This is a genomic window from Kluyvera ascorbata ATCC 33433, from assembly GCF_000735365.1.
GTDB classification, from domain to species: Bacteria; Pseudomonadota; Gammaproteobacteria; order Enterobacterales; family Enterobacteriaceae; genus Kluyvera; species Kluyvera ascorbata.
The window spans coordinates 54,121-68,344 of record NZ_JMPL01000008.1; the positions used below are offsets into that span (position 1 = coordinate 54,121).

General features: G+C 55.9%; 11 protein-coding genes. 1 reads left to right on the forward strand and 10 read right to left on the reverse strand.

The window, feature by feature from the left end:
* Window positions 1–10: 10 nt before the first annotated feature.
* The 5 genes from glgA to asd all read right to left on the reverse strand — a co-directional run bounded on the left by glgA (window position 11) and on the right by asd (window position 8,345).
* Window positions 11–1,444 carry a glycogen synthase GlgA gene (gene glgA / locus GKAS_RS04030; protein ID WP_035892145.1) on the reverse strand — a complete coding sequence of 478 codons (1,434 nt, stop codon included), beginning with the start codon at window positions 1,442–1,444 and terminating at the stop codon, window positions 11–13.
* Window positions 1,444–2,739, reverse strand: a complete 1,296-nt coding sequence (gene glgC / locus GKAS_RS04035; protein ID WP_035892146.1) for a glucose-1-phosphate adenylyltransferase — start codon at window positions 2,737–2,739, stop codon at window positions 1,444–1,446. The genes glgA and glgC overlap by 1 nt, the downstream gene beginning before the upstream one ends.
* Before the next feature lie 81 nt (window positions 2,740–2,820).
* Window positions 2,821–4,797, reverse strand: a complete 1,977-nt coding sequence (gene glgX / locus GKAS_RS04040) for a glycogen debranching protein GlgX (protein WP_035892147.1) — start codon at window positions 4,795–4,797, stop codon at window positions 2,821–2,823.
* Between the two features lie 2 nt (window positions 4,798–4,799).
* Window positions 4,800–6,986, reverse strand: a complete 2,187-nt coding sequence (gene glgB, locus GKAS_RS04045; protein WP_035892149.1) for a 1,4-alpha-glucan branching enzyme — start codon at window positions 6,984–6,986, stop codon at window positions 4,800–4,802.
* A gap of 252 nt (window positions 6,987–7,238) precedes the next feature.
* Window positions 7,239–8,345 (reverse strand): aspartate-semialdehyde dehydrogenase, encoded by a 1,107-nt coding sequence (gene asd / locus GKAS_RS04050; RefSeq protein WP_035892150.1) that lies wholly within the window; start codon window positions 8,343–8,345, stop codon window positions 7,239–7,241.
* 233 nt (window positions 8,346–8,578) lie between these two features.
* Between asd and GKAS_RS04055 the strand changes: the two genes are divergently transcribed.
* Window positions 8,579–9,172, forward strand: coding sequence for a YhgN family NAAT transporter (locus GKAS_RS04055; RefSeq protein ID WP_035892151.1), 594 nt, complete (start codon window positions 8,579–8,581; stop codon window positions 9,170–9,172).
* A 41-nt stretch (window positions 9,173–9,213) separates the two neighbouring features.
* Here GKAS_RS04055 and gntU read toward each other — a convergent pair whose 3' ends face one another.
* From gntU to GKAS_RS04080, 5 genes are all read right to left on the reverse strand, one after another.
* Window positions 9,214–10,554, reverse strand: coding sequence for a gluconate transporter (gene gntU / locus GKAS_RS04060; protein ID WP_035892153.1), 1,341 nt, complete (start codon window positions 10,552–10,554; stop codon window positions 9,214–9,216).
* On the reverse strand, window positions 10,551–11,084 hold the full coding sequence (gene gntK, locus GKAS_RS04065; protein ID WP_035892154.1) for a gluconokinase: 534 nt from the start codon (window positions 11,082–11,084) through the stop codon (window positions 10,551–10,553). Before gntK ends, gntU begins: the two co-directional genes overlap by 4 nt.
* Before the next feature lie 160 nt (window positions 11,085–11,244).
* Entirely contained in the window at window positions 11,245–12,240 is a 996-nt protein-coding gene (gene gntR / locus GKAS_RS04070) for a gluconate operon transcriptional repressor GntR (protein WP_035892155.1), read from the reverse strand.
* Window positions 12,241–12,342: 102 nt separating this feature from the next.
* Window positions 12,343–13,038, reverse strand: coding sequence for a pirin family protein (locus GKAS_RS04075; protein ID WP_035892157.1), 696 nt, complete (start codon window positions 13,036–13,038; stop codon window positions 12,343–12,345).
* A 121-nt stretch (window positions 13,039–13,159) separates the two neighbouring features.
* Window positions 13,160–14,197: an oxidoreductase gene (locus GKAS_RS04080; protein ID WP_035892158.1), complete on the reverse strand. Its 1,038-nt coding sequence runs from the start codon at window positions 14,195–14,197 to the stop codon at window positions 13,160–13,162.
* Window positions 14,198–14,224 lie beyond the last annotated feature (27 nt).

Below are 14,224 nucleotides of genomic sequence, written 5' to 3' on the forward strand. Positions count from 1 at the left end.
ATCCCCGTAGTTAGATCAGGCGTTGATAAAGCTCACGATACGCGTGCGCAGCAACCTGCCAGCTAAAATCCATGTTCATCGCCTGCCGCTGCACGTAGCGCCAGAGAGACGGACGAGACCATAATACGAAAGCACGGCGGATAGCGCGGAGCAGCGACCAGGCATTGCTGTCTTCGAACACAAAGCCGCTGGCGATGCCATCGGCAAGGTTCTCAAGCGAACTATCCGCAACGGTGTCGGCCAGGCCGCCGGTACGGCGAACCAGCGGCAACGTGCCGTACTTCAACCCATAAAGCTGCGTTAAGCCACACGGTTCAAAGCGGCTCGGCACCAGAATCACATCTGCGCCGCCGATAATGCGGTGCGAGAACGCTTCATGGTAGCCAATCTGTACGCCCACCTGCCCCGGATGTTCCGCGGCGGCGGCGAGAAAACCTTCCTGCAATACCGGGTCGCCCGCGCCAAGCAGCGCCAACTGACCGCCCTGTTCAAGCAGGCCCGGCAGCGCTTCGAGCACCAGATCCAGCCCTTTCTGGCTGGTCAGTCGACTCACCACCGCAAACAGCGGCGCGGAGTCATCCACCTTCAGCCCCATCGCCGTCTGAAGCTGGCGTTTGTTTTCCGCTTTCCGCTCCAGCGTGTCGCGGCTGTAGCTTGCCGGTAGCAGCAGGTCTTTTTCCGGACTCCAGACGTTGTCATCAACGCCGTTGAGGATCCCCGACAGACGCCCTTCCTGATGGCGCTGACGCAGCAGTCCTTCCATCCCGTAGGCGAACTGCGGTTCGGTAATTTCCCGCGCATAGGTCGGGCTCACCGCCGTAATGTGGTCGGCGTAGTAAAGCCCCGCTTTCAGAAACGAAATCTGTCCGTGGAACTCGAGGCCATGCATGTTGAAGAACTCACCTGGCAGCTGAATCTCTTCCATGTGGTGGCTGTAGAACAACCCCTGATAGGCCAGATTGTGTACGGTAAAGACCGACTTCGCCGGACGCCCGCGCGCCGCCAGATAGGCCGGAGCCAGGCCCGCATGCCAGTCGTGGGCGTGTACAACATCAGGTCGCCAGAACGGGTCCAGACCGCAGGCCATTTCACTGCCGACCCAGCCTAACAGCGCAAAGCGCTTCACGTTATCCACGTAGGCGTTCAGGTTGGTGTCGTGATACGGACTCCCCGGACGATCGTAGAGGTGAGGCGCATCAATCAGGTAGATGCCCACGCCGTTATAATGTCCAAACAGCAGCGTCATGCGCCCGGCAAAGGTATCGCGACGGCTAACCACTTTGGCATCCGGGATACCGCGACGGATATCCGGGAATGCAGGTAACAGCACGCGTGCATCGGTTCCTTCGGCAATCTGTGCCGCCGGCAGCGCGCCAATCACATCCGCCAGACCGCCCGTTTTTAATAACGGGAACATCTCAGAACAAACATGTAAGACCTGCATTATCGCTCCTGTTTGTAGCCAAGCTGACGCAGCATCTCGCGCGTCACCAGCACGATCCCTTCGTCCGAGCGGTAAAAGCGGCGTGCATCCTCTTCCGCATCTTCACCAATCACCATCCCTTCTGGGATCACACAGGCCCTATCGATAACGCAGCGACGCAGGCGTGAGGAACGACCAACCCAGACATCTGGCAGTAAGACTGCCGAATCAATGTTACAGAATGAATTCACGCGCACGCGTGGGAACAGCACTGACTGCACCACCACGGAGCCGGAAATAATACAGCCACCGGAAACCAGTGAGTTCAGGGTCATACCGTGGCTACCAGAGCGGTCCTGGACGAACTTCGCCGGCGGCAGAGACTCCATGTGCGTGCGAATAGGCCAGTCCTGGTCGTACATATCCAGCTCAGGCGTCACCGATGCCAGGTCAAGGTTCGCTTTCCAGTACGCTTCAAGCGTACCCACATCGCGCCAGTACGGTTCCGCTTGCGGGTCAGATTGTACGCAGGACAGCGGGAATGGATGTGCATAAGCCGCGCCAGCTTTGGTAATCAGCGGAATTAAATCTTTGCCAAAGTCGTGGCTGGAGTTTTCGTTAACGTCGTCGCGTTCCAGCAGCTCATAAAGGTAATCAGCATCAAAGACATAGATCCCCATGCTCGCCAGCGCCTTGGTTGGGTCGCTTGGCATGGCCGGTGGGTTCGCCGGTTTTTCCACGAAATCGATAATCTTGTCGTTTTCGTCAACCGCCATCACGCCGAACGCCGTTGCCTCTTCAATGGGCACCGGAATGCACGCTACGGTGCAGCGCGCGCCTTTTTCGACGTGGTCGATAAGCATGCGCGAGTAGTCTTGTTTGTAGATGTGGTCACCGGCCAGGATAACCACATACTCCGCCTTGTAGCGGCGAATAATATCGAGGTTCTGGGTCACCGCATCAGCGGTACCGCGATACCAGTTTTCACCGTGCATCCGCTGCTGAGCGGGCAGCAGATCCACAAATTCGTTCATCTGTTCACTGAAGAAGGACCATCCGCGCTGGATGTGCTGGACCAGCGTGTGGGACTGATATTGGGTGATAACGCCAATACGGCGAATCCCGGAGTTCAAACAGTTAGATAAAGCAAAGTCGATAATGCGGAATTTGCCGCCAAAGTGTACTGCGGGTTTTGCCCGCTTGTTGGTCAGATCCTTGAGTCGCGTACCGCGTCCGCCTGCCAGAATCAGGGCGACGGATTTAATAGGTAACTGGCGAGCCAGCATTAAGGGATCGTTTTTTTCTAGCCTAACCATGATTAACTCCTTTTGTTGCTCGTCCTTCCGGGTAATGAGGTGTCCTCGCGCGATAACGCGGGGTTCCGGGTAATTCAGAGACTATGACCTTTGAAATACGCACACTCCGTGCGCGGGCCCATGCCAGACAGCCACGACGACCGACGTGCCAGCGTCGGTGAATGGAGGAACGGCGCACCATTCCCCCTTGGGTAACGTTAAGTTTGTCGCGTCTTGCGTCGCATTGAGCGTAATGAGCCAACGATCGGAAAGCAGAATCTGCATCCGGCGCGCGCCGTGCTGCCATTCCTCGGCAGACAGCGGTTGCGCATCCTGATTGAGCCACTGGACATTGCCATCTCCTTCCTGCCACCAGCGGTCGTCCGTCAACGCGGGGATCTGCTGGCGCAGGTGAATCAGGGCGGCGGTAAAGTCCGTCAGCGCGTCATCTGCGTTTTCCCAATCGAGCCAGGTCAACGTATTGTCCTGACAGTAGGCATTGTTGTTACCTTGCTGGCTGTGACCGTGTTCATCACCGGCCAGCAACATTGGCGTTCCCTGCGATAACAGCAGCGTTGTCAGCAGCGCCTGAACGCTTTTTTGCCGACGTGCCATTACTTCCAGGTTTGCTTCCAATCCTTCGATACCATGATTATTGCTATGGTTATTGCTAGTGCCGTCACGATTCTCTTCACCGTTAGCATCGTTGTGCTTGCCGTTAAAGCTGACACAGTCGCGCAGGGTGAATCCATCGTGGGCGGTCACCAGATTTATCGTCGCGCGAGGGCGACGCTCCTGATGCGCATACACGTCGCTAGAAGCGGCGAAGCGCTGGGCAAAATCCCCCAGCGACAGCGACTCTTCAAGCCAGAAGCGACGCATGGCATCCCGGAAATGGTCGTTCCATTCGCTGAAGGCCGGCGGGAAATTCCCTACCTGATAGCCGCCTTCACCGATGTCCCACGGTTCGGCAATCAGCTTTACCGTGGAGAGCACCGGGTCGTCATGAAGCGCGTTGAACAGCGGCGCATCCTGCCGATAGCCCGGCGTACGGCCCATCACCGGCGCTAAATCAAAACGAAAACCGTCAACGTGGCAGACGTCGACCCAGAAACGCAGGCACTGACGCGCGTATTCCACGACGCCAGGGTGACTGAGATTCAGAGTGTTACCGCAGCCCGTCCAGTTGTGATAATCGCCGTCTTCCCGTAACCAATAATAGCTACGATTATCAATCCCCCGCAGAGAGAAGGTCTGGCAATGCAGATCCAGCTCGGCGCTGTGGTTCAACACCACATCAAGGATCACTTCAATACCGGCTTTGTGCAGCGCTTTTACCGCATCGCGAAACTCATCCAGCGCATGCTCAGGCGCGCTGGCGTAACGCGGCGACAGCGCAAACATCGCCAGTGGGTTGTAACCCCAATAGTTTCTCAGCCCCATGCGTTGCAGCCGCTGCTCGTTGCCGAAATGCGCCACCGGCATCAGCTCCAGCGCGGTAATGCCAAGGCGCTTGAGGTAGGCAATCATCACCGGGTGACCAAGCGCTTTGTAGGTGCCGCGAATCGGTTCCGGCAGCCCGGGGTGACGGTAAGTCAGCCCTTTGACGTGCGCTTCGTAGAGGACCGTTTTGCCCCACGCGGTGCGTGGGGCAGTATCGTCTTGCCAGTCGTAGGTCAGGTCGACGACGACCGATTTCGGCGCAATCGCCGCGGTATCGTGGTCGTCCGGTTCGTCGTAACCGCCGTGAAAATGCAGGGAGTCATCCGGTTCACCCTTGGCGCTGAAGCAGCATGGGTCCAGCAGCAGCTTCGCCGGGTTAAACCGGTGCCCCTGCTGGGGGTTCCACGGGCCGTGCACCCGATAGCCGTAACGTAAGCCAGGACGCGCATGGGGCATATAGCCATGCCAGACGTCACCGCTGCGTGCGGGTAAATCATAGCGTGTCTCCGTGCCCTGCGCGTCAAACACGCACAGTTCTACCCGCTCCGCATGTGCCGAGAAGAGCGTAAAGTTTACGCCTTCACCGTCATAGCTTGCGCCGAGCGGCGCGGGCTTCCCTGCGGCGAGTTGGCTCATGTTTAATCCCCTTCCCGAACTAACCAGATGGTCGACAGCGGCGGCAGCGTCAAACTCAGCGACTGCGCACGGCCATGGCTTTCAATCGCATCGCTCTGCACCAGCCCGCCGTTCCCGGCATTGCTGCCGTGATAGTGGGCGGAGTCGGTGTTGAGCACTTCGCGCCAGCGGCCCGGCTGATTAATGCCGAAGCGGTAATCCTGACGCGGTACCGGCGTAAAGTTGCTGACCACAATCACTTCATTGCCCGCTTTGTCACGACGGACAAAGGCAAACACCGAGCGGGCGTGGTCATCGACCACCAGCCACTCGAAGCCGTACGGGTCAAAGTCCAGCTCGTGCATCGCTTTGTGGTGACGATAAGTATGGTTGAGGTCACGCACCAGGCGCTGTACCCCGTTATGCCAGTTGTCGTCGCCTTCCAGCAGATGCCAGTCGAGGCTGCCATCAAAGTTCCATTCGCGGCCCTGAGCAAACTCATCGCCCATAAACAGCAGCTTTTTGCCCGGGAAGGCGAACATCCAGCCGTAGTAGGCGCGCAGGTTGGCAAATTTCTGCCACGCGTCGCCCGGCATACGGTCCAGGATAGATTTCTTACCGTGAACCACTTCGTCATGCGACAACGGCAACACGAAGTTTTCCGTGTAGTTGTAGAGCATGCCGAAGGTCATTTTGTCGTGATGGTACTGGCGGTGAACCGGGTCGAGCTTCATGTAGTCCAGGGTGTCGTGCATCCAACCCAGGTTCCACTTAAACCAGAAGCCCAGTCCGCCCATATCAGACGGACGCGATACGCCCGCAAAGTCGGTCGACTCTTCCGCCATGCTCACCGCGCCGGGAACCTGCTCACCCAACACGCGGTTGGTCTGACGCAGGAACTCAATCGCTTCGAGGTTTTCACGACCGCCGAACTCGTTCGGGATCCATTCGCCCTCTTTACGACTGTAGTCGCGGTAAATCATTGATGCCACCGCATCGACGCGCAGCGCATCAATGCCGAAGCGTTCCACCCAGTACAGGGCGTTGCCCACCAGGAAGTTGGTCACTTCGCGGCGGCCATAGTTGTAGATAAGGGTATTCCAGTCCTGATGATAGCCTTCGCGCGGGTCGCCATGCTCATACAGGTTGGTGCCGTCAAACTCGGCCAGCGCGAAATCATCAGACGGAAAGTGACCTGGCACCCAGTCGAGGATTACGTTCAGGCCCGCAGCGTGTGCGGCATTGATAAAGTAGCGGAAATCTTCGCGGGTACCGAAACGGCGGGTTGGGGCATAAAGCCCGGTTGGCTGGTAGCCCCAGCTTCCGTCAAACGGGTGCTCGTTTACCGGCAGCAGCTCCAGGTGGGTGAAGCCCATCCATTTGGCGTACGGCACCAGCTGTTCTGCCAGTTCGCGATAGCTCAGCCAGTAGTTGTTGTCGGTATGACGACGCCAGGAGCCCAGATGCACCTCATAGATAGAGATAGGGGCATCAAGCTGGTTAGCCTTTTTGCGTGCTTCGCTCTGTTCAACCTTTGGTGGTAAGCCACAAATCAGCGAGGCCGTTTCCGGACGCATTTGGGCTTCGAACGCATAGGGGTCGGCTTTAATCCGCAGCGCGCCGCGGGCATCGATCATCTCGAATTTATAGAGCTGACCGTTGTGCGCTCCCGGAATGAACAGCTCCCAAATCCCCGTCTCCTGACGCAGGCGCATCGGGTGACGGCGACCGTCCCAGTAGTTGAATTGACCGACTACCGACACGCGGCGGGCGTTAGGCGCCCAAACGGCAAAGCGCGTACCGGTAACGCCATCCACGGTATCCGCATGCGCGCCCAGCTTTTCATAGGGGCGTAAGTGGGTACCTTCAGACAGCAACCATGCGTCCATTTCTGGAAGCAGCGGGCCAAAGCGGTAAGGATCGTCAATGAGGTTCTGTTGGCCATGCCAGACGACTGCCAACTGGTAACGGAAGAAATTTTTACGACGCGGCAGTACGCCACAAAAGAAACCACGTGAGTCCACGCAATCAAGTTTACCGACTTTACGTCCTGTTTTAGGTTCAATCACCCAAACATCGGTCGCGTCGGGCAGCAATGCTCGGACTTCCAGTCCCGCTTCCGTTTGGTGCATACCCAGTACGGAAAAGGGATCCGCAAAATGGCCTGCGATCAACGCATTAATCACGTCTCTATCAACACGATCAGACATGCTTCATCATCCTTAGTTTTTGTATCGCCTCAATCCACTGTAAATGGCGATATTTTGTGACCTGAACGGCGCAGCACAAAGTCGTGTGCTCTCTCGGCTCCGTTCAACCTTCAGTCAAGGTAACAGACCTTGATTAAAGCATAGCCAACGCTTTACCTGACTCCTGAGAGAAAAATTAACATCACTGCGTTTACTCCTTGTATTACGCAAAAAAAAGGGGTGGTTCGCCACCCCTCATCGATTAACAAATGTTTATGCCAACTGGCGTAGCATACGACGCAGCGGCTCCGCTGCGCCCCACAGAAGCTGGTCGCCAACGGTAAACGCTGACAAATACTCCGGCCCCATGTTCAGTTTGCGCAAACGTCCAACTGGCGTGGTCAGCGTACCGGTGACCGCCGCTGGCGTCAGTTCACGCATGGTAATTTCACGGTCGTTAGGAACAACTTTCGCCCATGGGTTGTGCGCGGCCAGTAATTCCTCTACAGAACTTATGGAAATATCTTTTTTCAATTTCAGCGTGAATGCCTGGCTGTGGCAGCGCAGCGCACCAACGCGCACGCAAAGACCGTCAACCGGGATAACGGAAGAGGTGGCGAGAATTTTGTTGGTCTCAGCCTGGCCTTTCCACTCTTCGCGGCTCTGGCCGTTATCAAGCTGTTTGTCGATCCACGGAATCAGGCTGCCTGCCAGCGGAACGCCGAAGTTATCGACTGCCAGATCGCCACTGCGGGTCAGGGTAGTGACCTTACGTTCGATCTCGAGGATAGCGGAAGCCGGGTCAGCCAGTTCGTTGGCAACGTGATGATGCAGTTGGCCCATCTGGGTCAGCAGTTCGCGCATATGGCGCGCACCGCCGCCGGAGGCCGCTTGATAGGTTGCCACAGAAGCCCACTCGACCAGGTCGTTCGCAAACAGGCCGCCGAGGGACATCAGCATCAGGCTGACGGTGCAGTTACCGCCAACGAAGGTTTTCACGCCGTTGTTCAGGCCATCGGTAATGACCTGCTGGTTTACCGGGTCGAGAATGATGATGGCATCATTTTCCATACGCAGCGAAGAGGCGGCGTCAATCCAGTAGCCCTGCCAACCGCTTTCACGCAGCTTAGGATAGATTTCGTTGGTATAATCGCCGCCCTGACAGGTGACAATAATGTCGAGCGCCTTCAGCGCTTCAAGATCGAAAGCATCCTGAAGCTTGCCACCCGCGCTGCCGCCGAAAGTTGGCGCAGCTTGCCCTAATTGGGAAGTGGAGAAGAAGACGGGGCGAATGGCGTCAAAATCGCGCTCTTCTACCATGCGTTGCATGAGTACAGAGCCGACCATTCCGCGCCAACCGATAAAACCAACATTTTTCATAGCGTGTTTTCCTGCAGATATATGTGCTGTATATGTGAATAAGTGCCCCAGGCATCCCCTCACATTACAAAATGCAGCTAAAGTCGCAAGCAAAATTAATCAATGATTGCCTGGCGATCAGAAGTGCAACTTATCCCCTCGTCCATAGGGGACGCATTTCCTCCTACCACAGTACGCGGTCAGAGTGATGCGTAGAGCAGAAAGTCCGCAATAATTATCAGGGAATTTGAGTGATGAGTGAAATCTTTTCCGCCGCAGTTTTATTGATCCTGATTATGGATCCACTGGGAAATTTACCCATTTTTATGTCGGTGCTAAAACACACCGAACCCAAGCGCCGCAAGGCGATCATGATACGTGAGCTTTTAATCGCACTTCTACTCATGCTGATTTTTCTCTTCGCGGGCGAGAAGATTCTGGCGTTTTTAAACCTGCGCGCTGAAACGGTTTCCATCTCCGGCGGCATCATTTTATTCCTGATTGCCATCAAGATGATTTTCCCTAGCGCCACCGGAAATAGTTCGGGGCTGCCGGCGGGTGAAGAGCCGTTTATTGTGCCGCTCGCGATTCCATTAGTGGCAGGGCCAACGTTGCTGGCGACCTTAATGCTGCTTTCGCATCAGTATCCGAATAATTTGTCGCATCTGGTGATTGCGCTGCTGATTGCCTGGGGCGGTACGGTGGTGATTTTGCTGCAGTCGTCGCTGTTCCTGCGTCTGCTGGGCGAGAAAGGGGTAAACGCGCTGGAGCGTCTGATGGGATTGATTCTGGTGATGATGGCCACCCAGATGTTCCTGGACGGTATTCGGATGTGGATGAAGGGATAAAATAATTTGGCCGGGCAGTTGCCCGGCCAACAAACGGGATATTAACTCAACAGCGTAAACGCGATCATACCGATAATGGCGCCAACCGTTCCCAGGATGGTTTCCATCATGGTCCAGGTTTTCAGCGTCTGTGCTTCGGTGGCACCGGTAAATTTACCGAACAGCCAGAAGCCCGCGTCGTTTACGTGGCTCACCACGATAGAACCGCCGCCGATACAGATAGAAAGCGCCGCTAACTGTGCGCCGCTGTAGTGCAGCTGTTCAATCACCGGCATCACCAGGCCAACCGCGGTCAAACACGCAACCGTGGCGGAACCCTGAATAATACGTACCGCTGCTGCCAGGATGAAGCAGGTCAGCGCAATCGGCAGACCCATACCGGTCAGGGCTTCACCCAATGCTGGGCCAACGCCGGAATCCACCAGCACCTGTTTGAACACGCCACCGGCACCAATCACCAGCAGGATAATCCCCGCAGGCTGCAGTGCCGCGCCGCAAATCGCCATTACTTTGTCTTTTTCCATGCCCTGACGGAACGCCAGACCATAGATAGCCACCAGGCAGGCAATCAGGATCGCGGTGAACGGGTGGCCGATAAATTCGAACCACTGATAGGTTTCTGACCCCACCGGCACGAAACGCGCGGCGACGGTTTTCAGACCGACCAGCACCAGCGGCAGCAGGATCAGCGCCAGGCTAAAGCCAAAGGACGGCATTTTGCCTTCGCCAAGGTGCGGCTCGGTGATGTCATCAGGAATGTTCAGCTCAACGTAGCGGCTGATAAAGTTGCCCCACAGCGGACCGGCAATAATCATCCCCGGAATCGCCGCACACAGGCCAATCAGAATCATCCAGCCAAAGTCAGCGTGCATCTGCGACGCCAGCAGCATCGGCGCTGGCCCCGGCAGCAGGAACGCCGCAGCGGCGGCAACGCCCGCAAATAGAGGGATCACCAGCTTCACCAGGTTCGTCCCGGTGTGGCGCGCCATTGAGAACGCGACGCTAATCAGCAGCACGATAGCCACTTCAAAGAACAGCGGCAGCGCGCAGATAAGACCAGCAATACCAATCGCATAGTGCGCACGGCTGTGGCCAAACGATTTCAGCATTTTGACGGCAATCTGATCGACCGCGCCGGTCTCATGCAGAACTTTACCGAACATCGCGCCCAGCGCGACCACGATAGCCAGGAAGCCCAGCGTACCGCCCATCCCTTTCTCCATGGTTTCCGCGATTTTAATCAACGGCATACCGGAGAAAAGCCCTGCACCAATAGAAACCACCATCAAAGCCAGGAAGGCGTGCATACGCGCCTTCATGACTAAAAACAGCAGCAGCAGAACGGAGCCAACTGCGGTTAAAACGAGCGTTAAAGTTGTCACGCGGTACGGCCTTTGTTGATCACTTCAATCGTGCTGTCGATAACGCCTTCCAGCGGCTGATCGATATCAACCACCAGTACATCGCGTTCGTCAGCGCCTGGCTCTTGCAGGGTTTCGAACTGAGTGACCAGCATCTGCGTTTTGAAGAAGTGGCCTTTACGCGCCTTCAGGCGGCTCTCAATCACGTCGAAGTCCCCTTTCAGGTAGACGAAGGAGAGATTCGGGTTACCTTCACGCAGGATGTCGCGGTACGTTTTTTTCAACGCGGAGCAGACAATCAGTGAAACTTTGTTAGTACGCTGCATGGCGAAAGCGGCGTCGTTCAGCGCCTGCAGCCACGGTTTGCGATCGTCGTCGTTCAGCGGTTCGCCGGAGGACATTTTGACAATATTGCTACGTGGATGCAGGAAGTCGCCGTCAAGGAACGCGGCGTTCAGACGGTGTGCGACTTCGCTAGCGACGGCGGATTTACCGCTACCGGATACGCCCATCAGTACATAGACGTGGTGATCGTGGTTAGTCGTGCTCAAGGCGTCCTCCTGTTGGGCACTGGCAATTCATTCGGGTTAATTGTTACGGGTAACAGTTATCGGTAACATTGTCCTGCGGGGCAAATGGATAAGCAATAACCATTCGTGCCTGAAGTGAATTCTAAGTGAATATGTGTGATCTAGTTCAAACTTGTTAGGGCTAAATAGATCCGCCCGGTGACAAAGTGAAACCTAAATCTAACATTTTTGGCGTAACCACTTCACCGCGAATACGCGCCAGCAGGCGCTCTGCGCCGATGCGCCCCATGCGTTCACGCGGGGTCAGCACGCTGGCAAGACGCGGCTCCATCACCTGGCCAATGTCATGGCCGTGGAAACCGGCAATCGCGATATCGTCCGGAATTCTCAGCCCAAGGCGCTGGCATTCAAACGCCGCGCCGACCGCCAGGTCATCGTTGGTACAGAAAATACCGTCCAGGTTCGAAAACTCACGTCGCGCCTGGCGCATCAGTTCAATGCCGGAAGTATAAGAAGACGACTGTTCTACCATCACGCTGTAGGGCGTCAGGTCCGCGTCAAGCATGGCCTGCTCGTAGCCCTTCTGTTTGATGATAGTACGTTCGTCGAGACGTGCGCCTAAATAGGCAATGTGGCGATGGCCACGGGCAATAATCGCCGCCGTCATCTGGCGCGCAGCTTCAAAGTTGTCAAAACCCACGGCGATGTCGAGGCACGGAGACTGGCTGTCCATCAGCTCCACCACCGGAATACCGGCGACTTCAATCATCTTCAGGGTGCGTGGAGTGTGGTTACGTTCGGTGAGAATCAGACCGTCAATATTCCAGGAGAGCATCGATTCCAGACGCTCCTGCTCCATTTCCGGCTTGTAACCGTAGTGCGCCAGCATAGTCTGGTAGCCGTGGGCGTCGGTGACGCTTTCCACGCCGCGAAGCACCTCTGCAAAGACCTGGTTGGTTAACGACGGCAGCAGCACGCCAATAGCGCGGCTGGTCGCGTTGGAGAGAATATCGGGAGCCCGGTTGGGGATATAACCCAAATCATCAAGAGCCGCCGCAATTTTGCCGCGTAACGCCACGGAAACCTGTTCCGGGTTACGGAGAAAACGGCTAACCGTCATTTTGGTTACGCCAACGCGATCGGCAACATCCTGAAGTACGGGTCTTTTCTTTTTCATCGTCCGGAGGTAAGCAAAGGTGAAATATTGCTGAAGTTTACCACGGAGATGGCGCAACCTCCCCGCAAGATTAGGGAGGTTGCGTGATTTATTTAAGCCGGATCAAACTGGCGGCAGATCGAAGAGTAAAATTTCACTTTCGCTATCTGCGTGAACAGAAATCGCCTGCTCGTCCCAGATGGCCAGACCATCGCTGGTGGTGGCTTTGGTGCCGTTGATGCTCACTTCGCCTTTTACTACCTGAATCCACACGCGGCGGTCAGCGGCAATCTGATGCACCGACTGCTCGCCTTTCGCCAGCGCCCAACGGTACAGCTCCATATCCTGGTACACCTTCAGCGAGCCTTCACGAGCATCCGGAGACAACACCAGCTGTTTGCCCTGAAGGGCGTCGAAGCGGCGCTGTTCGTAGCGCGGCGTGATGCCGGTTTTTTCTGGAATGATCCAGATCTGGTACAGGTGCAGCTTATCGGTGGCGCTTGGGTTGTACTCGGAGTGACGAATACCGGTACCCGCGCTCATAATCTGGAACTCGCCCGCTGGAACCTGCTCTTTGTTCCCCATGCTGTCCTGGTGCTCAACGGCGCCTTCCAGAACATAGGTCAGGATTTCCATGTCTTTATGCGGGTGAGTACCGAAACCCTGGCCTGCATCAATCACGTCATCGTTAATCACGCGCAGTGCCGAGAAGCCCATGTAATTCGGGTCGTAGTAATCGGCAAACGAGAAGGTATGCCAGGAATCCAGCCAACCATGATTCGCATGACCACGTTCATTTGCTTTGCGTAAGAAAATCATTTTTTACCCCCTCATGTTTTCGATGAAACAAGTTTGGACGTAAACCGCTCAGGATGATAGTGGGTGAAAATTGACTCCTCTGTTCAAAAAATATGAACAAGAACGGAGGAGCCCTGTTTGCTTATTTGGTGAGGCTTATCGTGGCAGGAGCAGGCTGTTCAAAGGCCCGTTCAAGCAGTTCCATATTGGTCAGAGCCTCAGTTTCCTTGACAAAATTCGGCGTGCCGTTTGTCAACGTCTGGTACAGCGCATCGTACACGCGACCGTAGTCACCGCGCTCCGCCTGCCACTGCTCTTTCACCGTATCGCCCGCGTCGTTGACGTATTCCAGGTAAGAGACAGAGTCGTCCGCCGCAAAATTCGCATCGCCCGGCATAATGCCCGCTTTAAGGCTGGTTTCCTGCTGGTCGATACCGTATTTCACAAACGACCCTTTGGTGCCGTGAACGATGAATTTCGGGTAGTCGATTTTCACCAGGTGGCTGGTTTTAACGATAGCCTTCAGGTTGCCGTAGTAGAGCTGCGCTTCAAAGGTGTCGTCCGGGTTGGCCGGGTTGCGCAGGCTGCGGATATCGTAGGAAGCGTGATCCGGGCGGCCGAACAGCGAGATTATCTGGTCCATGGTGTGCACGCCCAGGCCATAAAACGCGCCATCCTGCGGGCGGCCCGGCTGAGTTGGTGATTCCGGGCGGTAGTAATCGAAATGGCTTTCCACTTCCACAATCTCACCCAGCTTGCCGCTTTCAATGGCTTTTTTCGCGGCCAGGAAGCAGGAGTCAAAGCGGCGGTTCTGGTATGGAGACACCGTCAACCCTTTGCTTTTCGCCAGCGCAAAGAGCGTTTTAGCTTCGGCAAGCGTGGGCGTAAACGGCTTTTCCACCAGCACGTTCTTGCCCGCTTCCAGCGCCTTTTTTGCGTATTCGAAGTGGCTATCGGCGTGGGTACACACCACCACCAGTTTCACCTGCGGGTCATTCAGAATGTCGTCCAGTTCGCTGGTGAAGTGAATATGTGCGTACTGCGGCGCCTGCTCGTCCGCTTTTGGGCTGCGACGATAGATATGCGCGACATGCCAGTCCGCTTTTCGCTCAAGAACATAAGGAAGATGATAACGGGTGGCGCTTTTGCCAAAACCGATAAAGGCACAGTGCAGAGTCATGGTTCAGTCCTTTTGAAATGTTTGCTG